The 21,360-nt window shown below is 67.2% G+C and carries 18 protein-coding genes and 2 pseudogenes; 8 read left to right on the forward strand and 12 right to left on the reverse strand.

Annotated features, from left to right (window positions below; all coding sequences use genetic code 11):
• Together ACZ38L_RS22570 and ACZ38L_RS22575 are read right to left on the reverse strand one after the other, a co-directional pair.
• Positions 1-765 (reverse strand): transposase (locus ACZ38L_RS22570; protein ID WP_465696340.1); only part of this gene is annotated, 765 nt, incomplete at its 3' end.
• Between the two features lie 139 nt (positions 766-904).
• Positions 905-1,474 (reverse strand): chloramphenicol phosphotransferase CPT family protein, encoded by a 570-nt coding sequence (locus ACZ38L_RS22575; RefSeq protein ID WP_465696342.1) that lies wholly within the window; start codon positions 1,472-1,474, stop codon positions 905-907.
• A 247-nt stretch (positions 1,475-1,721) separates the two neighbouring features.
• Between ACZ38L_RS22575 and ACZ38L_RS22580 the strand changes: the two are divergent.
• Both ACZ38L_RS22580 and ACZ38L_RS22585 read left to right on the forward strand, forming a co-directional pair.
• A pseudogene (locus tag ACZ38L_RS22580) lies at positions 1,722-2,962 on the forward strand (IS701 family transposase).
• A gap of 267 nt (positions 2,963-3,229) precedes the next feature.
• Complete coding sequence (locus tag ACZ38L_RS22585; RefSeq protein WP_465696345.1) at positions 3,230-3,712, forward strand: transposase domain-containing protein; 483 nt, start codon at positions 3,230-3,232, stop codon at positions 3,710-3,712.
• Positions 3,713-3,722: 10 nt separating this feature from the next.
• Here ACZ38L_RS22585 and ACZ38L_RS22590 read toward each other — a convergent pair.
• The 5 genes and pseudogenes from ACZ38L_RS22590 to ACZ38L_RS22610 form a co-directional block, all read right to left on the reverse strand.
• Positions 3,723-3,911, reverse strand: a pseudogene (locus tag ACZ38L_RS22590) (transposase); the annotation flags it as partial.
• 279 nt (positions 3,912-4,190) lie between these two features.
• A complete protein-coding gene (locus tag ACZ38L_RS22595) occupies positions 4,191-5,402 on the reverse strand; it encodes a transposase (protein WP_465696347.1) in 1,212 nt (403 codons plus the stop codon).
• A gap of 11 nt (positions 5,403-5,413) precedes the next feature.
• Positions 5,414-5,926 carry a transposase gene (locus ACZ38L_RS22600; RefSeq protein ID WP_465696350.1) on the reverse strand — a complete coding sequence of 171 codons (513 nt, stop codon included), beginning with the start codon at positions 5,924-5,926 and terminating at the stop codon, positions 5,414-5,416.
• A 189-nt stretch (positions 5,927-6,115) separates the two neighbouring features.
• Positions 6,116-8,575, reverse strand: coding sequence for a glycoside hydrolase family 15 protein (locus tag ACZ38L_RS22605; RefSeq protein WP_465696352.1), 2,460 nt, complete (start codon positions 8,573-8,575; stop codon positions 6,116-6,118).
• A gap of 819 nt (positions 8,576-9,394) precedes the next feature.
• Entirely contained in the window at positions 9,395-9,694 is a 300-nt protein-coding gene (locus ACZ38L_RS22610; protein ID WP_465696354.1) for a hypothetical protein, read from the reverse strand.
• Between the two features lie 3 nt (positions 9,695-9,697).
• On the opposite strand from ACZ38L_RS22610, the gene ACZ38L_RS22615 reads away from it, so the two are divergent.
• From ACZ38L_RS22615 to ACZ38L_RS22640, 6 genes are all read left to right on the forward strand, one after another.
• A complete protein-coding gene (locus ACZ38L_RS22615) occupies positions 9,698-10,066 on the forward strand; it encodes a hypothetical protein (protein ID WP_465696356.1) in 369 nt (122 codons plus the stop codon).
• Between the two features lie 180 nt (positions 10,067-10,246).
• Positions 10,247-11,602: a tyrosine-type recombinase/integrase gene (locus ACZ38L_RS22620; RefSeq protein ID WP_465696358.1), complete on the forward strand. Its 1,356-nt coding sequence runs from the start codon at positions 10,247-10,249 to the stop codon at positions 11,600-11,602.
• A gap of 620 nt (positions 11,603-12,222) precedes the next feature.
• Positions 12,223-12,495: a hypothetical protein gene (locus ACZ38L_RS22625; RefSeq protein ID WP_465696360.1), complete on the forward strand. Its 273-nt coding sequence runs from the start codon at positions 12,223-12,225 to the stop codon at positions 12,493-12,495.
• Positions 12,496-12,766: 271 nt separating this feature from the next.
• Positions 12,767-14,059 (forward strand): hypothetical protein, encoded by a 1,293-nt coding sequence (locus tag ACZ38L_RS22630; RefSeq protein ID WP_465696363.1) that lies wholly within the window; start codon positions 12,767-12,769, stop codon positions 14,057-14,059.
• A gap of 203 nt (positions 14,060-14,262) precedes the next feature.
• Positions 14,263-15,378, forward strand: a complete 1,116-nt coding sequence (locus ACZ38L_RS22635; RefSeq protein ID WP_465696365.1) for a hypothetical protein — start codon at positions 14,263-14,265, stop codon at positions 15,376-15,378.
• A 358-nt stretch (positions 15,379-15,736) separates the two neighbouring features.
• A complete protein-coding gene (locus ACZ38L_RS22640; RefSeq protein ID WP_465696367.1) occupies positions 15,737-16,312 on the forward strand; it encodes a hypothetical protein in 576 nt (191 codons plus the stop codon).
• A gap of 479 nt (positions 16,313-16,791) precedes the next feature.
• Here the strand turns inward: ACZ38L_RS22640 and ACZ38L_RS22645 are convergent, their stop codons facing one another.
• The 5 genes from ACZ38L_RS22645 to ACZ38L_RS22665 form a co-directional block, all read right to left on the reverse strand.
• Positions 16,792-17,211: a hypothetical protein gene (locus ACZ38L_RS22645; RefSeq protein WP_465696369.1), complete on the reverse strand. Its 420-nt coding sequence runs from the start codon at positions 17,209-17,211 to the stop codon at positions 16,792-16,794.
• The gene (locus ACZ38L_RS22650; protein WP_465696372.1) at positions 17,208-18,152 is read right to left on the reverse strand and encodes a hypothetical protein; all 945 of its coding nucleotides are present in this window, start codon (positions 18,150-18,152) and stop codon (positions 17,208-17,210) included. The genes ACZ38L_RS22645 and ACZ38L_RS22650 overlap by 4 nt, the downstream gene beginning before the upstream one ends.
• A 455-nt stretch (positions 18,153-18,607) precedes the next feature.
• Positions 18,608-19,207, reverse strand: coding sequence for a DUF1349 domain-containing protein (locus ACZ38L_RS22655; protein ID WP_465696375.1), 600 nt, complete (start codon positions 19,205-19,207; stop codon positions 18,608-18,610).
• A 26-nt stretch (positions 19,208-19,233) separates the two neighbouring features.
• The gene (locus ACZ38L_RS22660) at positions 19,234-20,358 is read right to left on the reverse strand and encodes an acyl-CoA thioesterase/bile acid-CoA:amino acid N-acyltransferase family protein (RefSeq protein WP_465696377.1); all 1,125 of its coding nucleotides are present in this window, start codon (positions 20,356-20,358) and stop codon (positions 19,234-19,236) included.
• A gap of 514 nt (positions 20,359-20,872) precedes the next feature.
• On the reverse strand, positions 20,873-21,343 hold the full coding sequence (locus ACZ38L_RS22665; RefSeq protein WP_465696380.1) for a DUF1877 family protein: 471 nt from the start codon (positions 21,341-21,343) through the stop codon (positions 20,873-20,875).
• Positions 21,344-21,360: the final 17 nt, after the last annotated feature.

The raw sequence follows: 21,360 nt of genomic DNA on the forward strand, positions 1-21,360 counted from the left end.
ACGGCCGGTGAAGGCCCAGCCGACCGAGTACTCCCAGCGAAACGTCGGCGAGGCGCGACCCCCGGCCGAGGCGATCCACTCCAGCAGCTCGCGGGAGAACCCGGCCCCGTCCACCCTGACCAGCAGCTTCTGCCGCCTCCACCACGGCAGTTGGGCCACCGCCCGGGCCAGCACACCGATGTTCACCACCGTGTCGTTGGCAGGCGTGCCACCCGCGTGCAGCTCGGCGACGAGCACCTCGCCGGTGTTGTCGCACACCGCCACGAAGGCGTGGTGGCCGAAGGTGCCCTTGTAGGTGCCGGATGCTCCGTCCTTCTCCGACGGGGCGGTGACCAGGGAGCCGTCGGTGTCGATGACCGTCCAGCCGGTCAGCTCGACGCCGTCCACGACGACTTCCGGGAAGCCCTCGGGGCGGTCGCGCAGCAGCCGCCAGACGTGACGGCGCACGCTGGCCCGGGCCCGCTCGATTCGCCCGAGGGCGAGGGCGTCGATCTCCTTCAAGCACCGCCACACGGTCGGATAGGAGGCCACCGGCCCGAACACCGGCCGCTGATGCTCCAGCAGCCGCACGTCCCGGATACACACCGCTCCCAGCGTGATCGCCACGGCGAGGTCGGTCAGCACCTGCCCCCGATCGTGCACGGGCCGGAAGCCCTTGCGCGCCAGCGCGCCCGACAGCGCCACGGTCAGCCCCGTCCGCTCGGCGAGCAGCCGCAGGTGCACCCCGCCGACATGCCCGATCTGCCCCTTGCCGTCCCCCGACATCGCCAAACCCCGCGCCCACTCGCTACCCTGCACGTGAAAGGTGCCCCCACCCCGCCGACGATCTGACCCTAGTACTCCAGCCGTAGATCGTGATCTCCATGCGGCAGGGCCCGTGTCGATCAGGCTCAGTTCTCCGTGCTCAGCTTTCCTGGTAGTCCGTCAGGCAGTCTCGGCGGAGTCGGGTGAAGGCAGTGGGGCTGGGACGGTGCGGGAGGAACTCCTTGATCCGCCGGGCGCATTCGCGTGGACTGGCCGTGCTGGTGTCGCATTCGAGGTCGTAATCGCCGTGGGCGTGGACCAGGTCGTATTGGTGCGCCGCGAGGCCCTGCGGGCGGTCGCCCCGGGCCAGCTCACGGCGGGCTAGTTCGTCCAGCGGGCAATGGACACCGACGAACAGTACGTCTTCGGGCCGCAGCACCGTCAGGCAGTCGAGCAGCCGCCACGGCTCGCTCAGAACGTGGTCGACCACAATGTCGTTGCCCGCCTCTGCCATTGCCGCAATCGAGCGGTGGAAGCCCATCCTGGTCCGCCGCAGCGCGGCGTCGAGCTCCTCCGCCCCAAGCTCCCGCTTGCTGCGCATAGCGTTGAAGCCGTCGACCGCCAGGTGAAAGAAGACGCCGTCGTCCAGGATGTCCAGAAGCTCCCGGGCGATGCTCGACTTCCCTGAACTGGACGTGCCGTTGAGAAAGATGATCCGACCAGGTGTCATATCAGCATGATCACACGTTGCTGCCCTAGCGCCGGGTTCAGGGGTCCTCCAACGGATCTCGGCGCCCGGAAGATCCGTAAAGATCCCCGAACCCGCCAGAGAGTGTGCTCGCGCCAGCGAGGGCGAGACCAACGACGGCTGCGGCCACCGTTGAGCATCGTGAGTTGTGTCGACAAACGAAGATCAAATGGTGGCCGCGGGTCACATCGTAGTGCCTGCCCGCTGGCGGTCGATGTTCGACCAGCTGATGGGCCGCGTCGCAGGCCGATTCAGCAGAATCGAACCACGCCGCCGCGCAACCGCGCTGGTACTGGGCCTGCTGTCAGACCTGCCGAGGAAGAACTGCTGGACCCTGGCCGAGCACGCGGGCGACGCGACCCCGGACGGCATGCAGCACCTGCTGCACCGCGCGAAGTGGGACGCCGATGCGGTCCGCGATGACGTGCGCGCCTACGTCGTGGAGCACCTGCGCGACGATGATGCGGTGCTCGTGGTCGACGAGACCGGGGACCTGAAGAAGGGCACCGCGACCGTCGGCGTGCAGCGCCAGTACACCGGCACAGCGGGCCGCATCGAGAACGCGCAGGTCGCCGTCTACCTGGTCTACTCCGCAGCCCGGGGGCATGCCGCGATCGACCGGGCGCTGTATGTGCCGCGCTCGTGGACCGACGACGCGGACCGCTGCCGGGCCGCGGGCATTCCAGAGGGCCTCACCTTCGCGACCAAGCCGCAGCTCGCCGCCCGGTGATCAGCCGGGCGCTCGACGCCGGGACGCCCGCCCGCTGGGTCGCGGGCGACGAGGTCTACGGCGACAACCCGCACCTGCGGGCCGCTCTCGAAAGCCGCCAGTTCGGCTACGTGCTGGCCGTCTCCAGCAACCACCAAGTCGTCACGCCCGCGGGGAAGTTCCCGGCGAAGGCGCTGGTGGCGAAGATCCCCAGGCGGGCTTGGCAGCGGCACTCGGCCGGGGCGGGCGCCAAGGGCGAGCGGTACTACGACTGGGCCCAGATCGACATCCACAGCCCGGCCGCCCGCCCCGGCCACTGGTGGCTGCTGGTCCGCCGCAACCGGCGCAGCGGTGAACTCGCCTTCTACCGCTGCTATTCGCCGCGCCCGGTGCCGTTGTCCGACCTGGTGCGGGTGGCCGGTCGGCGCTGGACGGTGGAGGAGACGTTCCAGGCAGGCAAGGGCCTGGCCGGCCTGGACGAGCACCAGGTCCGCCGCTGGACTTCCTGGCACCGGTGGGTCACCCTCGCGATGCTCGCCCACGCCTTCCTGGCCGTCACCGCAGCCGCCGAACGCCGAGACCACCCCGCGCCCGACGACCTGGTCCCCCTGACCGGCAACGAGCTCCAGCACCTATTCGCGGCACTGATCAACCCGGTCCACGCTCTTGCGCATCGACTCCGCTGGTCGCGGTGGCGACGGCGCCACCAGGCCCGCGCCCGCGCCTCCCACTACCGACGACAAGCAACCGCTCAGCCGTGAAGATCACGATCTACGGCTGGAGTACTAGACAAGCCGGATCATCGCAGGTGGCAGCAATGCCGGTGAATTAGCAGAACTCTGCTGGTCAGCGGCCCATTGAAGGTCGGGTTGGGCCGATTTCATCCTTGGTGACGCTGGGTAGTTCGTCACGTTCTGATGATGACTCAGCCGAGTGGCGGACACAGCAACGGAGCCCCCGATAGGACAGAAGATCGACCAAGATCCGACTGTCTGATGGGGGCTCCGTTGGGTGCTCAGTCTGCCAGCATGTCCGTCCTGCCCGCCAGGGTCGCCGCGCACAACTCGCGGCACTCACGGAGAGTTCCGGTCGGCGAGCGGTTCGGGGAACGGGTCCGCCTCGGGGTGCTGACTCGCTGGATCACACCGGAGATCGTTGACGAGGTGTTGGAGCGCACCGGTCGCATCGAGGTTCGACGACGGCTCCTGCCGGCCCGGGCGGTGATGTACTTCGTCCTGGCGCTGTGCCTGTTCAGCAGTGCCGAGAGTGCAGGTCAGCCGGGATATCGGGCGGTCTTGCGCACCCTCACCGAGAAGCTGCGGAGCCAGCCCGGGTTTGGACTTCAGCGGCTGCCGACGAGCCCGGCCCTGACCAAGGCCCGCCAGCGACTGGGCGAGAAGCCGCTGCGCGTGCTGTTCGAGCGGACCTGTGGCCCGCTGGCGACTCCCGCCAGCGCCGAGGCGTATGCCTCAGGATACGAGATGGCTCATGCGGCGTGTGATTCCACGTAACTGATAGGAAGTCGGCCGGCATGGCCCGCCACTTGGTGCCGTTGTCGACCAGGTAGTGGATGGCGTCCAGCATCGTGCGGTGGCAGTACGCCTCGTGCTGCCCGCCCCGGCCCCGCAGCCAGCCCGGCACTGGCAGCAGCGGTCTCACCGCCGCCCATTCGGCGTCCGACATGTCCGTCGGGTAGCGGGGCTCGCGCATCCCGTGGTCGCCGGCGTTCCCGAACCGGTGAGCCAGGCAGTCACACGCAAGGGTGACCGGGCGGGACTCCACGGCCGCCACTGCGAAAAGCTGTGACAACAGGGCCTCCTGGATCACTCGTTGGCGTAGACACCCTCCGAGCTACCACGAGGCCCTGCTTTCATGCCCGGCACCGACCGCGATCACCCGATCGAGACTTCCGTTCGATCGACAGCCTCCTTGATCGGTACGACAACTGCTTCTTAGCTTGACTCTGTCGGGGATCTTGGACGACGGGGCTCAAGTACCGAGGGTGCGCCAGGACTTCGTCCGGGGGATGTCGTTCTCGTCCAGGTAGGTCTGGAAGGCGGTCGGCGGTCTCGGCGGGAGAGCTCCCTCGGTGACGGGCCGGCCGCTGAGTCGTTCGATGTTCACGGCGATGGCTGTGAGTACGTGCTGCAGGTGGGCTTTCGGCCGGCCTCGGTAGCGGCAGTGGCGCATGCCGTGTCCGTGGGCGAACTCGTTCATGGTGCCCTCGATACCGGAGCGGACCGCGTAGCGGGCCTTCCACTCCGGTGTCTGCTGCTCTGTTCGGACGTGGACTTGCAGGTCGCGGAGTTCTCGCGGGGGGAAGCCCACGTTGCGGGCGTCACCGGAGCTGGTGCAGCGGGGGCGGTCCGGACACGGCTGGCACTGGCTCTTGGTGAACCGTGCCACGATCAGGGGTGCCGCGGTGGGCGAGGAGGTCGGGTAGGGGCCGTGCCATCCGGCGCTGACCTGGCCGTTGGGGCAGGTGACCTGTCGGCGGTCGAAGTCGATGTGGAAGTCGTCGCGGTCGAACCCTTCGTTCTTGCGGTGCTGGCGGGTGGGGTTGCCCGGCAGGGGTCCGCTGACGGTGACCTGGTGTTCGCGGGCGGCTCGTTCCAGGTGGACGAGGGAGGTGTAGCCGCCGTCGACCAGGTGCTCGGCGGGCAGCAGTTCGCGACGTGCCAGGCGGGTGTGGATGCCGGGCAAGGCCTGGCCGTCGTTGGTGGCGGCCGAGGTGGTGGCCACGTCCGTGATCACGTTGACGCTGTCGGGAGCACAGGTCTCGGTGACGTGCGCGGCGAAGCCTTTCCAGCTGATGATGTGCCCGTGGCGGACGTAGCGCGCCGTGGTGTCGTAGGGGGAGACGATCGCCGACGCGGAGGGCGGCAGGCCACCGTCGTCAGCGGTGCGCCAGCGCAGGCGGCCCGCCGCGTCACGGTAGTAGTTCTGCACGAGGATCTGCCGTAGGGCTTCGGCCTGCGGGCCGGGCCGGTAGGCCGGTCCGTGCTCGTGGAGGTGTTCCAGCAGGCGGCAGGCGTCGTCACCGGCGGCGAGGATCCTGGTCTTGGGCCGGGTGGGGTTCTTGCCCAGGCGGACCGGGCGGCCGTAGCGACGCCCCCAGTCCTCGTCGACCAGGCCGGTCAGCAGGTGCGAAGCGGTCCGGGCCACCTCTTCCAGGACGGCACGGACGGCCTCGGTGACCATTTCCAGCCGGGTCAGTTCGGCACCGCGGCCAGGACGTGGGTGGAGTCGGTGCGCTGAGTGGTGCGCTCGCGCACGAGTCCGGCCTCCTTCAGGCGCGCGAGTGCCAGATCGAGGAGGCGGTCGGCTCGGTCCTCCAGGACCAGGCGCTCACGGAAGTCGGCCAGCACACTGTGGTGGAAGCCGGGATCGTCCAGTTCCATGGCCATCGCGTACTTGAAGTCGATGCGGCAGCGCACCGCTTCGGCCGCTTGCCGGTCCGACAGGCCGAGCAGGAACTGCAGCACGCTGACGGTGGCCAGCTGGGCGGGCGAGATGCCGGGGCGTCCGTCGCGCGGGTACCAGCCCGCGAAGTCCTCGTCGCGCCACAGCCCGTCCAGCCGGTCTCTGACCCACATCGCCGTCGTGCCGCCGGGGTTGCTCGCCCGCGCGATTTGCGCGGTCAGAGCCGGAACTTGCTCACCGGAGCGGGGATGGAGCGACAACTGACACCTCGACAACTGCAGGTCTTCGATCAGCCCGAGCATGCCCGCTGATCAGGCGGGCACACCGGGAACGCTCCAAGATCCCCGACAGAGTCAAGCTTAGACAAGCCTCATCATTGCAGCCCAGAAGGCACTTTCGCTTTTTCGATCACGATCTGGATACGGCCCCAGATGAAACGCGCAGGCTAGCGCTCGGCGTACCGGGGGCCGAGCCAGCTGCATGGTGCGGGGTCAGCGCCAGGTGTCGTTGAGGGTGACGCTGCCGGAGGCAGGGCTGGTGTAGGAGTTGTTGGGGTCGCTCTCCCAAGTGATCGTGCCGTCAGGGTTCTTCTTGATGTACTTGTACTGGAAGGTTGTGTTCGCGGGCACGGACACAGTGCCGGACCAGATTGGGTAGGCCACCGAGGACAGAGGGATTGCCGCGCTGGTATTCCAGTTGCCGAGGGCGGGGATCGAGCCAACAAGGTAGACGTTCTGGCCCCAGTTGGTGGTGGCGTTCACGTCGAAGGTCGTCTGGACCTGGCTGGCATTGGCATAGCGCTGCGCGACGATCGCCGGGGTGTCCACAGTGGTGCCGGCGGAGATGTCGATGGCGAGACGGACGTACTGGGCCATGGCCCACATCAGCGGGGTGGAGGAGTTGTCGGGCTGGCCTTGGGTGAATCCGTCAGCGCTGGCGACGGGCCAGATCTGCTCGGAGATCTGGTAGCCGTCGTTGGCAGCGTTGGCCATGCTGCTCAGCATGGCGTTGGCATCGGTGATGTTGCCGGTCTGCACGTCGTACTCGCCGCGCTCGCCGGACAGCACCGGCCAGGGGCGGCCGACGCCTGCGCCGGTGTAGTCGGCGCCCGTGGAGGTCTCACCGTAACCATCGTGATTGTAGCGATTGAAGTAGGTGCCGACGCCGGGGATCACGGTCTTGATGGTGGCGTCGACCGCGGCCAGGGAGTTGGTGATCTGGGGCGAGGTGGGGTTCTTGATACCGAGTCGGGTCAGCTCCAGGAAACCCTGGTCGACGATGGCTCGTTCATCCCAGGTGCCGCCGCTGTTGGATAGCGAGACGGTGTCACCATTGTTCGGGTTACCGTTGGGGCTGATCCGGAGGTAGTAAGAGCCGCCTGCAATGGAACCGGTGGTGGTGTATGTGTCGGCGTCGACCGCGGTCTGGAACGTATCCGCAGCGTTGAGGTAGGTGGTCGCATCCGTGGAGTCACCATTGGCGGTGGCGATGTTCGCGGCGCAGACCAGGCCAGCGATCTCGGCGGCCATGGTGGACGGGGAGTAGCCGCTGTTCTCCTCCCAGCGCTCTTGTCCCGTCTTGGGGCCGTTGCTCACCAGGTAGTTGGCCAGTAGCTGGAGCTGGGGCCAGGTCGTCGAATCGGTGCGGCCGAGCTGGTAGGCCAGGATGATCGGGAAGGCGGCTTGGTCCATCTGGATGCCACCCCACTCCTGTGTGCCGTTGAGCCAGGAGTTCTGCTTGACATAGCCACTGGAGGTTTCCTCGTAGTTGAGGATGTAGCTCAGCGCGTCGTTGGCGTCGGTGGTGTCACCAGCTGCGAGCAGCGCGGTCGCCATCTGGTACTCGTCGCGCGTCCAGACTAGGTGATAGCCATGCTGGCCGGCGCTGTTGGCGCTGACACTCCCGCCCCAGGGCGTGTTCGGTGCCGCGACGAAGCCGCCGATGTAGTTCTTGTCCTCGTCGGCCTTCACCTCCATCAGCGACACGTCGTACTGCTGTAGGAGTTTCGAGTCGCTGGTGACGGATGCCGGGGCAGCGTGCAGGCCGCCCATCCAGGAGTGCCAGCCCGACCGGAACGCGGACTCGGCCGAGCTGAAGCCAGTGGAAAGGGACGCGGAGGTGTCCGCCACTGCCGCTGAGGTGCTGGTGTCGAAGCCCAGCGCCAAGGTGAAGCTTGTTGATCCGCTGGTAGCGACGGGGATCTGACCGGTCTGAGTGATGTGCCCGGCCGAAGAGACGCCGCTGTAGCTGGTGGACAGGTTGCGGTTGCTGCCCAGCAGGCTCACGCCGTCGCTGGAGGTGCCGGCATATCCGGTGTTGGTGGCGGTGAAACCGGTGCTCGCAGCCATGGCGCTGGCCACGGTGCCGTTGCTCGCCGTCAGGTCACCGCCTGCATCGGTGCCGCCGCTGTTGCCCATGCCGTCGTTGTTCAGCGCCGGGCTGTATTGGGCGTACAGGTTCAGCGGCGATGAGGTGTGGTTGGTGAAGGTGGTGTTGATCAGCACCACCGAGCGCGAGGGGTCAGCGATGTAGGTCTTGGTGATCGTGTACTTGCCGTTGGTGGCAGTGTTCGTCTGCTGCCATTCCAATGAGGTTGCGTCCACTAGGGACACGGCATGCGTGGTGTTGGCGACCTCGTTGTCCGTGAATGTCGATCCGTCGGTGACGTAGTACTGCAGTCCGAACGTGTCCGGGGTGTCGACCTGCGGATACATTACATTCTGTAGCTGGCCATCGCCCAGGGTGTACCAGATCTTGGAGTTGGGTGAGAGGGCGTCCGCGAAGCCCTGGGTGTGCGGCTCGTCCCAGAAGGCGTCCGCCCCGGGCCCTCCGGAGACTATCGCCGCCGCAGCGGGACCAGCAGACGCAGCCAGCGCCGCAGCGACCATGCTGATCCCAGCCGTGAAGAGGGAAGTGCGGCGCAGCCACGGCTTGGCTCTGTTGATGGACATCGTTATCCACATATGCCTTTCGATCGCCCATCGAAGTGGGGGTGCGCCGCAGGCACGGCGACCTGCGCCCGGGCGTGTCTTGGCCCTCGACGCAGTCCCTGACACTGCGTCGGCCCGCCGAAACGGTGTTGGCCGTGCAGAGCTTGTCCGGTCGCACAGATACTGTCAATACTCCAAGCATGGAACCCTGGCCCACACACCTTCCTCTTCGAGTAGTGAACGCAAGGTGGGTGCAGGTCCGCGCCATTCGGATCGACCTCGCCCTCCGTGGCGCCAGTTGCCATATCTCTTGAAGATGAAGGCTGGGGCCACTCTTAAGTAGCCGTCAGCCATCTGGGGGTCTCCACGCACTTGTGGTGAGCTACCTGCGGGCGCCGCGAACAAGGAGGCACTAGCACCGAACACCTGCGCTGGCTATGAGGCATGCGTCGAACTGAGCCTGACCCGCGCATTCGGCCGCCGTCGGCTCCTCGATGTCCAGCCCAAGTCGATCGACGGCGGGTAACCGCCGCACCCACCCCGCCAGTGCCGCCGGCTCCCTTGAGCCCAACAGCGAGGGCTGGCGCCGCACCGAGGAACGCAAACACTTCAGCGAGGTCGCCGACGCCATCGTCAAGCCGCACCTGCCCAGCGGCGGCACGATGACCGTCTCCTACAGCCCCCTGCTCGAATCCGCCCACCGCGTCGGCCGCGCCCTGAACCACCTCGACGACTCCGGCCTCACCGAGAGCGTCCTCACCGAAACTGCCACCGAACTCGCCGCCGTCGAGAACGCCGAACTCGGCGACCTCACCGGCCGCGCCCAGCAGGCCGTACTCCTCAGCCGCGAGGACGCCCCCCGTCCAGGTCGCCGCCGCCGACCGCCTCCTCGAACAGGACCCCTTCGGCCCCACCGCCCTGTTCACCGACATCGACCCCACCGCCGCCGCCGTCGCAGCCGCCCACTGGCTGGCCGCCGCAGCCGAAGTCACCGCTGAGGCCAGTGGGCAGGACCCCACCCAGGTCGTCCTCGAAGCCGACAACATCGAAGCCCTCCCCCACGAAACCCCCACCCTCGTCCTCGGCCTCATCGACGACGGCGCCACCCCGCATGACGCCGTCACCGGTCTCGTCCGCCACGCCATGCACATCACCGACGGCCTGCTCCTCGACCCCGCCGGTCTCAGCGAGCAGCTCGACGACCTGACGGAGGACCTCGCCGAGTACACCGGCGACGATGAGGCCGACCTCGACGACATCGCCCTGCGCCTGACCCCGCTCGACCCCAAGCGCCCCGCACGCGACCTCCTCGAAGACCTCCTCTCCGGCATCCACGGCTGCTGGCTCCTCCACAGTGAGTACGACGAGCTCGACGACGAAGAAGAGGACGAAACCTCCGAGTCCGAGGACGACGAAGAACAGCAGGCCGAAGCACACCAGCACCGAAGCCGCGCCCGTTTCGCACAGCTCGTCCGCCAGGAAGCCGCACGCAACCGCGACCGGCTGGTCTGAGGCGCTCAGCGCCAGGACGAACCCTGATCGCAGCCCACACTCGGGTTCTCCCTTGTCGCCAGTCAAGGGAGACCCGCAGGTCAAGGCAACACTTTCCGGGCCGGTGGTCGCACGGCGGTCGCCCCACCGACGCAGACTGGAAGGAAGACCACTCGCGCACGATCCTTCGAGGCGATCACCATGCGCTGCTCACCAAATCCCGGCAGAGACCGAGGCCGCGTCTACCGGCGCTGCGGGTGCCGTGACGACCACCGACGCCAGCTCGGCACCCGCTGCCCCCGCCTCGCCACCGACCCCCGCCACGGCAGCTGGGCCTTCGCCGTCGACGCCCCCTCCACTGACGGCCACCGCCGCACCATCCGCCGCGCCGGCTTCCCCGACGAGATCGAGGCCCACACCGCGCTGCGGCGCTTCAACGAGGGCCTGGCCCTCTGCGTTATCACCGACCCGCGGCAGCGCACCGCCGACTACCTGAGGGACTGGCTCGCCGAGCGGGAGCTCCACCTCAAGCCCACCACCATGGCCCGCTACCGCGCCTACGTCGAACAGGACCTCATCCCCGCCCTCGGCCAGATCCCCCTGATCGACCTCACCCGCCAGCACCTGCGGGCCTTCGTCACCGACCAGCTGCGACGAGGCCGCGGCAAGGTCACCGTCCACCGGATCATGGCCACCCTCTCCAGCGCCCTCGGCTCCGCCGTCACCGGCGAACGCCTGGCCCGCAACCCCGCCAAACCCCCGCTGCTGCCCCGCCCGGCCTCCGCCCCGCGGCACCTGTGGACCGAGGAGCAGACCGCCCGCTTCCTGCGCTTCACCCACGTCACGGACCCGCTCTACGCCGACCTCGCCGAACTCGTGATCGGCTCCGGCATCCGCAAGGGCGAGGCGCTCGCCCTGCACTGGGACGACGTCCACCTGCCCGAACGCGTCTTCTTTGTCCGCTCCACCCTCTCCGTCGTCGACAACAACCAGGTGTTGCTCACCGCGCCGAAGACCAAAGGCAGCAGGATGTGGGTCACCCTGTCCGACCGCGTCGTCGACGCCCTCGAAGACCGGGCCGGCACACGAGCGTTCGGCCAGATCACGCCCGCCGGCGGCTACGTCTTCCATCGCCACGGCCGCCCCCTGCACCCCAAGAGCGTCCTCGACCGCTTCCACCTGCTCTGCGACAAGGCCGGCGTCCCTCGCATCGCCCTGCACGACCTACGCCACCTCACCGCCAGCTTCGCCACGGCGGCCGGGGTCCCACTGCCCGTCGTCTCCAAGACCCTGCGTCACCGCACCCTGTCCACCAGCGCGAACATCTACACGGACCTGACGCTGCTCGCCGCCCGCGCGGCCGTCGACGCCGTCGCCTGGGTCCTCAACAATGCCGACCGCGCCGCCCTCGGCCGGCCCGCCTGCCGCGCCCGGCGCCCCTGGCACCAGAACCCGCGCCCGCACCGGCAACTGCCCGCGCACCAGCAGACACGAACGGAAGAACCCTCAGCCACCTGGCCAATGTGGCCCGGAGACCACCGTGCGACCACCAGCTGACCGGGCAACAGAAAGAGCCGGCACTCGGTTTCCCAAGTACCGGCTCTCACAACCGACTTCACAGTCGGGACGACAGGATTTGAACCTGCGACCCCTTGACCCCCAGTTGGTCGCGCCTCCGTCCGTCCTCTAGCAGACTGGACAGAGCGTCAGCTTCGAAGCCTTCAACAAGCCTACACTAAGCGGAGGTTCGCTCACTCAGCCGAGAGGTCGCCCGTCAACCCAAGTCATAGGCGCGGTGGTCAACTTCGCGTAGGAATGTCCAGATCTGCCTATGGGCGCTCATCGCCGCTCATCAGCTGTGGTCCCCAAATGGTCCCCAGGTCTCAGCGAGTCGCTGCCTCACCGACGGTAAGTTCGACCCCGCCAAGGTTCTCTACACCAGGGTACGCTCCCTCCCCTTCTGTAGCCAATATCACATGGAGTGGATGGGGCTCAGCCGTGCTTCGCACCGGGGCCAAGGTGAGACCGCGTTGACGTCACAGTCCGTGCACTTGCCACCAATCGCAGCATAGGGAGACCGCGCCGCGCGGCTACCAGTCGGCGGGCATGCAGATCTCGCCCGCCTCGCACCACGCCAGACCGAGCGGCTGACCGCCGCACTGCGCCGCAGCACCAGCGTGCTGCTGGTAGTCGGGTCCTGGCCAGGCGCGCGGCTGCGGCTGACGGTACGAGATCCGGCGCACCGAGGGCTGGGCGACGGCTGGGGACTACTCTCGGGCCGACAGGTCACGGTGGACGTGACCGGCCGCGGCGCGGTCAGCGGCCGCCCACGCAGCGAGCGGGTCTGGCTGCCCGACGCGCAAGGCGGCCTCAGCGCGCTCGCGCCGGACGAGGTCAGCCCCGCTGAAGAGCCGGCCACCCCGGACACGGCGCTGCTGGCCGTCCGGTAGCCGACCCCCTGGCCAGGTGAAAACAGCGCCCGAATCGCCGGGAACCAGCCGTGACGGTCCTACCGTCCAGACACGACGACCACTCGTTCGAAGGACTCCTCATTCTCATGCGCCCTGACTTCTCCAGACTTCGGCGTGTCTCATGAGACACATTGGTGCGGATGCTGTCGTGCGAAAGCGCAGGCTGAACAAGGGGGGTGACCGCTAGTCTGTACTGGAGCCCTGCTGGATGACCGCGGGCCCAGCGCCTTACGTGCGAGGTGGGGACGTCTTGAGCTATTTGACCGATGCTGAGCTTGCCTTGGGCCTCTCCCGGCATCTCTCCGTGTACCAGATGGGGCCCGAACGGGCGGCTCTGGAGCAGTTGGAGTTTGCTGGTTGGACCTTCGACGTCGCGTTCAGGTTGCAGGGGAGCACGGTCAGCAGCGCCGGCAGGGTGAAGGCCATCGGGCTCGAAGTGGGACTCGGCCCGCGGAACCTGCGAGACGTCATCGTGACGATGGAGACCCTGAGCTGGATCACGGCGGTTCGCGACGCGAACGGTCAGCTCGTGTCCATCACTGAGAGTATCCCCGCGGCAGGTGACCTCATACAGGCCGCACCCCAGCTCTTTGATGTGCTCATGGTTGGCCCTGTGGAGCGGGCAGCGCTTGCGCTGCTTCGTGCGACGACGCTGCAGCCGCTCCTGGAACAGGATGCGCTCCACGCCGCAGCTACGGCTGATGGCGTCAAGGGGCACGATCAGGCGGCTGCGGATGCTCTGAGGTACCTGACCCACACGGGTCTCATTCGGCGTGTCGTTGTCGACGACGGCCGTCCCGTGCTCTACAACCCCAACGTCTGGACTCAGGGAGACGACGCTGTCGCGAAGGCGGCGTTGCGGGCGGCGGATGCCAGAGCGACTGCTGATGTGACCGCTCTCATGGAGGAGGTCTCGCTCAATCCTGGCCTGCCCGAAGCGCACGTTCGGTCCACCGAGGCGAAATGGGTAGACTTCGCCGTGTCCCAGAACCTGGTGCAGAGGTCGGTCATCCAGACTTCTGATGGTGAAGAGCGGGGGTTCCTCTTCACGCCTCACGCCCGCCGTGATCCTTTCGGGGGGACCGCCGGAGATGCGTCTGGCCATGTCCGGCAGCTCGTGGGCTCGATGATCTATGCCACAACGTTTGCGACGTTCAAGCTTCATTCCCCGGAGGCCTTCCTGCGCGCGCTCATCAATCGCGGCGTGGCGGGCCACACCTCTAACGTCGGAACCGACTACCCGATGCTTGAGAAGGCGGGTGTCGTGAAGGTCGTGGACGGCTTTGAGCCGGGCCGGTATCGGCTCCAGCTTCTGCAGCAGGACGTCGCTCAGGATGCCCTCGACATGCTCAACGCTCGCGAGGGCACCGGCACCGAGAAGGCGGACGCGGCAGCTCTTCGGGCACAGCGCTCGTACCGCCATGTAGAGCAGGAGCGGGCGCGTCTCGCGTTGATTAGCGATGTCGACAAGGTCGAGGAGGCCAGGCTGATTGCCGCCCTCCGGGAAGTTCCTGTGAACCGGATGATGGGCGGCCGCAAGTGACCGGGGCGAGTATCGGAAGTGCGGGTGAGGGGGCATCCAGTCGCCGGCGCCGCGCCCCGGCTCGCCCTCAGGCCGGCACGAAGCCTGCGGACACCGTCGGAGGCACACTGGAGCGGCGGGTAGCTCGACTTGAGTTTGCGGAGGGTGCATACGTTCGTTTGCGCGTCCCGCTTCCGGCGGATGACGCGGATGCCGGGCGTGACGTGCTAACCGATATTGATGTGCTCTCGATTGATATTGATTCTCGGCTGCGCATTTCTCGATCAAGCATGGAGTGCAAAAGCGGCAGAGGGCAGAGTGGCGAGCCGAACACCATTGTATGGCTGGCTGGATTTCGGCAGTTGCTTGACCTGGATCGAGTGACAATCGTTCGCCAGACAGTAAGCCCGCGTGGTCAGGCCCTGGCGCGAAAGCTCGGCATTCTCGTGATGGATGAGGCGACTTTGAGTCGTCGAGAGAAGGCGCATGCCTGGCTTCCGGAGCGATTTGCACACCTGGATGGCCCGGCATGTGCAGCTGCAGAGGCCAGGACTGACACGCAGCTCAAGGGAATGCCGGGGCCCCTCTCTTCGCTGGCGCGACTTCTGCGGGGCGAAGCGCTCCTTGCCGACTCGCCGGCGCTCCTTCGTAGCGTTGAGGCATTCGGTGTTGCTGTGGAACGACAGGGCGTTCTTCCCGAACCAGCAGCCACTGTCTTGGCTGGGCATAGCCTGATGGCGGTACTACTGGCGGCATTGCAGGACGCTGGACGACTTGATGACTTCTCTGAGCGGCTGCTTCGGCGCAGGCTTGAGAGTGCGCTGACTGTTGGCGATCCGAACGACAGCTACGTGCTGCCGATGTTGGAAAGGGCGGATGCGTTCATTCGTCATGTCCAGGAGCGAACGCACAGGGCTTACGTAAGTTCTGGTGCTGAACCAGTTCGGATTGATTACCCTTCGCTGCGCGATTCTGTTGCCACTCCTCCTGCTTATATCAGCGACTATCTGGATCTTGTAGAGAGATTGCGGTCGAATCCGCAGGTGGCGCGGGAGCTCTTGCAGACCGCGGAGCTGGCATGTTTTGACGCGCTTATGGGTGACTCCGCATGGAAGTCGAAGTCATTTGAGCATCTATTTACAATGGAGCATAAGGCACTTTTGCTGGTTGGCTTTAGGTGTCTATCGAGAATTGCTGGCGATCGGGTGGCGTCGCATCTGAAAGGCTTGCACGCGCTATCATTTAACACTCCGTATGGGTCAGTTCCAGATCGAGGTCAGTCCGCCGATCAGAGCGCCCTGTTCACGGTGGACGACGTTCACGGAACTCGGGATGCGTAAACCGGGCTGAGGGTGGCGCCGCTATTCGCGGTTTGCTTGCAGCCGGCTGAGGTGAGTGACAGTGCCGCTGCGGGAAGCCTGCTCTTCACGGAGGGTGGTCGTCTCTGCCAGAAGGCTCAGCTGCGGCGTCTACCTGGTCCTGCAGACGGCGGGGCACTCCAGCCGGCGCTCGCGGAGCTTCCGCGGGCCTCGGCCAACGGCCTCGGGACTGGTGAGCTCGCATGTTCAGGTGTCGCGTATTCGCGGCCGAGCCCAGATGGGGCTCGCGCTGAGTGATCTGCGCGAGCTCGGCGGCGCCCGGCGGTCTGCTGGTCGGCGATTGACATGATGGGTAGCGGCAAGTCTTTTGGGAGCGACTATGGCGTTCACGACCGAAGCCGATTTCGGAGTCGCCGAACGGGACGAGTGGTCCTACTCGCCGGCTGTCAGCGTCGGACCGCTCCGGTTCGGTATGACCGTCGATGAAGTGGTCGAGGCGGCTGAGATGCTCGGCCAGACGAAGGTTAGCGATTGTGCACGGCGCTACGCGATCTTCTCGCCGACTTGGAAGGTCGAAGTCCACCGCCGCGGGATGGCTCCTTCAACGCCTGCCGTGACGGGCTATGTGAGCCAAGTTGTGGGGCTGTTCTGCATCGCTGCCGACGCCGTGCACGGTCCCCAGGTCGCGTACGACGGACTCCCGCTGGTCGGGAGAGACCTGTCGGAGCTGGAGAGCGACGCAATCGCGTATGCCGAGGCAATGGATGTGCACTTTTGCTACACGCCCGAGGGCTACGCAGGACCGGATGATCCCGGGGTCGTGATCCGAGGCCAACTGGTCGGGCAGGTCCTCCGATCGCGTCCGTTGTTCATGGTGCCGCGCGACGGGGCGTATACCGAATGGGACTCGATGCCCTCCGAGGAGCACCGTCTCAACAGCCAGGCCACGGCCTGACGCAGTGTGACTCATGACGACAGGTGGAGGAGATACTCCCGCCAGCCCACCAGTCGAGGCCGCGTCCGGGGCACCCGTTAATGCACGAAGGCGAGTTCCTTGATCACATCCGTCGCCGCGTTGTTCGCTTCATGGAGACGGGCGCAACCGGCGACCTGTAGCGAACACTGGTTGTGGTCGCCAGAGCCCGGGCGACCACAGGTGGGGGCTTTGACGCAGGCCCGGCCAGCGCTGCCGGGCCTTGTGGATCGTGGCCAGCAGCCGTGCCGGGCCCGGTCTGCGCGGCCCACAGCGGACTGGAGCAGGTGGAGGCAAGCATGTTGACCTCCTGGCCCTCCCGGTCCGCGCCGGTCAGGTCGCCGTCCTTGCCGTAGAACAGGTCCTTGTCGCCCGCCCGGGCAGGCCCCGGCCCAGGCGTCTTGAGCGGGTCGCGCCGACGCCGCAGCTCGGGCAGACGACAATCGGCGCGGGCTGAGGCATCAGGGCAGCGAGGGTTGGTCCGTCGTGGTTCGGGTGATCGGGACGATGACGGCGGACCGCCTCGCCGCCTGCTCGCGCAGGGCGGCGTTCTCAGCGAGCAGCGTCATGATGACGGTCGCAGCGGCGTCGACCTGGTCCTGGAGCCTGTGGCACTGCTGGCGGCTCTTGCGGATCTTGCTGCGGAGCTCGGTGAGCTCGGCGTCGCGTTGCTGGGCGTGGAGGCCGGCCGGGCTGGTGGCTGCGCGGCTGTCCCACTCGGTGAGGATGTCGGTTGCCCGGTTCATCGTGGCCCGGCTGACGCCGGCCTCGCGGCAGAGGTTGTTCTTGGTCAGTTTCCCGTCGGTGATCCGGGGACGGCCCGCGAGCAGGCGTTCCATCGCCTCGCGCAGGGCCTGCTCGGTCTTGGACGAGACGGTCACTGCCCGGCCTTCCTGATCATGAGGTCGACCCCGTGGAGCTGGGCGTCCAGGGCGGCCCGGCGGTTCTTCGGCAGAGCGGGATCGGTCCGAAGCAGGGTCAGGGACGCACGTTCGGCTTTCCAGATCGGCAGGTGCTCGGGGCCGAGGATGCTGTTGGCGCATCGGGACGGCCGGCAGCGGTCCAGTAGGGGGCCGCGGTGGCCGTCGGGGACGATCGCGTCCTCGATGCACTTCGCGCCGGTGGGGTCGTCGTCGTTCATGGTGCAGTGGTTGAGCGTGCCGAAGCGGATCGAGAAGCGGGTGCGTCGCAGCAGGTCGTGTTCGACTCGGAGATCACCGCGCTGGGCTCTTCCGGTGGCGCGGAGCTGTTCGGCTTCGTGCCGGACAGCGGCGAAGGCCTCGCGCATTCGGTCAGCGCCGGGGCCGAAGCCGATGGTGTCGCCGCGGTTGTCGGCGGCGAAGAGCTCCTTGAGACGCTCGAACCGGCGTTCGGTGATCGCGCCGGTCAGGTGCTTGGCCCAGGAGGAGTCCGGGTCCATGTAGCCGGGGGTGGTGAGGTTGGCCAGGGCCCGGGCGGCGACGTGTTTGAGTTGCATGCCGACGGCGATCTCGGAGCCGGGGAAGTCCCGGGTGAGCATCGCCATGGTCCGCCGGAACATGTGCGGCGTGACGTGCTGGGAGGGGATCTCGTCCAGGCCGGTGACGTGCCGGGCGGCGTTGACGCGCCTGACGAAATCGGTCACGGCGTCCCCGCTGGCGAACCGTGTCCCGGGCTCGAGGCTGGGGACGGAGGCGAACGCCAGTTCGGGATCGAGTGAGAGTCGCGCAGCGGTCTCGATGGCCTTGGCGACCGGAGCGACGATCCACCAGTGCTTGGTGGGCAGGTCCGGGTCGAGCTTGTGCTTGGTCGACTTGACCGCCGGGGTGCCGTAGTACTCCACGACGGAGCCCTTGAGGATCTCTCGGACTACTGGCGGGAGGGGCGTATTCCAGCAGTGCACAATTCCCTCAGTCGACACCAGGTTTGGACTCGACGGGGTCCGGGCGGCGAGCGGCTGGCCTCGTCTTCAGCTGGGACTCGGGCGAAGCTGTGGTCGGAGCTCATCGAGAGAGACCGCTTGCCCTGGTAGCTTGCCACTGGCAACGGGACCGGGCGGACCGGAGGTATTGGCTGCTGACGGATGTCAGGCCAGGATCGGCCGACGGTTGGGGTCGGCCACATCGGGACTGATGCGCTGTGGCGTGCGGTGCCGCCGATCTGGCAGTGGCGGCGGCCGCAATCAACCACTGCGCCGCTCTGCTGATCCGCGGCCTGTTCAGTAACCTCGTGGAGTTCGGCGGCCGCCGCCAGCGTCCTGCGCCTGCTCGCCTCGGCCGTAGTGTCGTTGCCCCGGCGTCAGGCCTGAAGATCGTGGAGCGACGCGTCCGCTGGCCCCGAAACGAACCGGGTGAATCGCACCCGCAGTCCCTCTCGCTGCGGGGAACAGCAGAACGGTCCTGCCGATGCCGCCGCGTTCGGCGCCAAGGGCGCCAATCGGACCATGCGCCAGGATCCCTCCTCGCAGCGCGCCCGGATGGTCACAGCATCGCCTTCACGGCTGGCCCGGACGGTGACCTGGCGCCCCGCCCAGTCGGGGACAGGCGCCATGGACCAGTCCGACTGGCTGCGGGTGACCACGGCACCCAAATGCGGAACGCCGTCCGTCATTTCCACCCCGGCTTTGATCCACGTCTGCTCGTCCACGCGGACCATGACCCCGGCCTGGTCGTACAACGCGTCGAACTGCGCTACGAAGGTCACCTCGATGGCGGACCCGGTGGGCAGCTCCGTCAGGAGGGCGTGCCCGTCGTCTCGGATGAAGCCGTAGCTCGTGGTGCGCCAGAAGTCGCTCCGGTTCCGAGTCGTCACCAGTAGTCCTTCACCGTCCGGCTCTGCGCCGAGTGGCGGATTGAGCCAGGTGGCTTCGGACCAGTCGACCGCGCGCTGCCCGTTCATTTGCCTTCTTTCATCAGACTGTTCGCTCAGCGGTCGAGGGAGGCGAGGAGGGTCAGGACCTTGGGCCAGCCTGCCTCTCGAGCGGCGGCGTTGCCCGCGCGGGTGCCGCCGAGGTTGGTCTCTCTGCCGGTCACTGGGTGGACCGGACGGGTGCCGGCTGCGAGGTAGGGGTAGGTGCCGACTCCGTGGCCGGCGTTCGGGAAGATCAGTGCCTGGTGCGGGTATGGGTCGTGGGCGGTGTCGAGTTCCTGGATGATCTGCCGGGCCCAGAGGGACGAGGTCCATAGCTGGTCGTCGGCGCCGGCGATGGTCAGGACGGGGCCGCTGACGTGGTCGAGCGGTATGGGGCCCTGGGCGATGGCCTTGCCGTCCTTGGTCCATGCAGTGGTGCCGTGGCCCGGGAATCCGCCGTTGACCTGGGCTGACGGGGAGTAGACGACCGCGCCGTGGATGAGGTCGGGGTAGTCGTCGGCGAGGAGCAGGGCTGCCTCGCTGCCGCGTGAATAGCCCATCGTCAGGATGTGATTGGGGTCGACCCCTGGCTGCGCGGCCAGCAGGCTCGCCGCGGTAGTGAAGTACTCCAGGGGGATGTTCTCCAGGGCGTCGGGGAGGCCGGGGAGGCCGAAGTAGCCGAGTGCCAGGGCCGGGTAGCCGTGCGAGGCGAGCAGGGCCGCGGCAGATGCCTCGCTGTTTCCCCCTTCCGAGCCGCCGAAGACGAGCACGGCCGGAAGGCGCGGGGTGCCAGGGGCCGGGAGGAACAGCTCCCCGGAGACCTTGTCGGCCGCGAGGGTGAGCTTCCTGCTGGTCACGCCGGCTCCGAACCATTCGCGGGTCAGCGTCCGGGAGGCGAGCTGGTGTCCGTGCGCCGCGGCAGTGAGCGTGACGTCGTAGGTGTGCTGCGGCGAGACAGGCGGGAAAAAGGACGTGCGCTCGGGATCGCCCGCCTCGGGGGTCATCGACCAGAACAGGCCCATGCCGTCCGCGCTCTGGTAGGTGCCGACGGTCGGAGGGGCCGTGTCCAAGACGACGACGCCGTGGGCGTCCGCCCGGAAGGTGGCCCGTCCGAGCCACTGCTTGCCTAGCCCGTCCACCGCCTGTGAATTGACGGCGACCTCCTCGCCGGGCGACAGACCGGTGATCCGTACGTGCACCGCTTGGTCCACCAATGCCGCTGGCGCGTCCACCTCAATGACCGCACGGCTGCCGCTCGGGTCTTCTGAGCAGCCCGTCGCCCCAACACCAACGAGGGCGAGCGCCGCCATGACGCGTGCCCAACACCGTATCCGATCCCCCACGCCCCGCCCCCGTTGCAAGTTTCAGAAAGACGATTCAATCGTATCGTCGGTTACTCCGCCAGGGTCTTCGCCGTTCGCTGGACAGTGCTGCGACATCTGCATGCCCACTTCTTCTCCACTCGGCGGCGCTGCCCTCATCACGGCGAGACAGCACAAGGCCCAGGCTCTTCAGCACTCGCCCGCAGTCGGGGCAGCTCAGCGGCTCGGGAGTGTGGTTCACGGCGGCCAGGGTAGCTCACCCGATCGAAACTCCCGTTCGGCTAACACCCCTCAAGATGGGAACGACAATAGCCACTAAACGATCAGTCCGGCATAAGCCCGGTGGATTCGGCCTGAGTGGGGCGCAGTGAGTGCGCCCCACTCGGTTCGTTCAGGCCAGCCAGACCAGCATGGCGGCCCCTCTGGCAGCGGATGCGGTGTAGAAGTCGCGAAGCTCGCGGAATGCGAACAAGGCTCCATCTACCGGGTCGGCGGCTGAGTAGCTGTAACAGCCCGTCAGGTCTGCTAACTCGTAGCGCCGCTGGAATTCCGTCTCCGAGATGGCGATAAGCGCGTCTGCGATCGCTGAGACCTGGCCCGGCGCGATGATCCGTGCGCCACCGTAGTCAGGCTCCTCGTCCTCCTCCAGGGTCGTTCCGCCGCAGATGGCCTGGGCAGCGATGGGCGCGCTGCCGGGGTCGTCTGTCACCTGCTCGCCGTTGGCCAGGATCCGGAGCAGGACATCCCAGCTTTTGGCGACCGCCGAGCTCTCTGCCATGGGTGCGTCGTCCATGCCATGGCCGGCCAGGGCCTGCCGGCTCTGGTCTGGAGTGATTCGCCACATGGTGAACTCGATACTCATATTGTTTCTCCGCTCCG

The sequence above is a fragment of the Kitasatospora sp. NPDC024654 genome, from assembly GCF_055559155.1.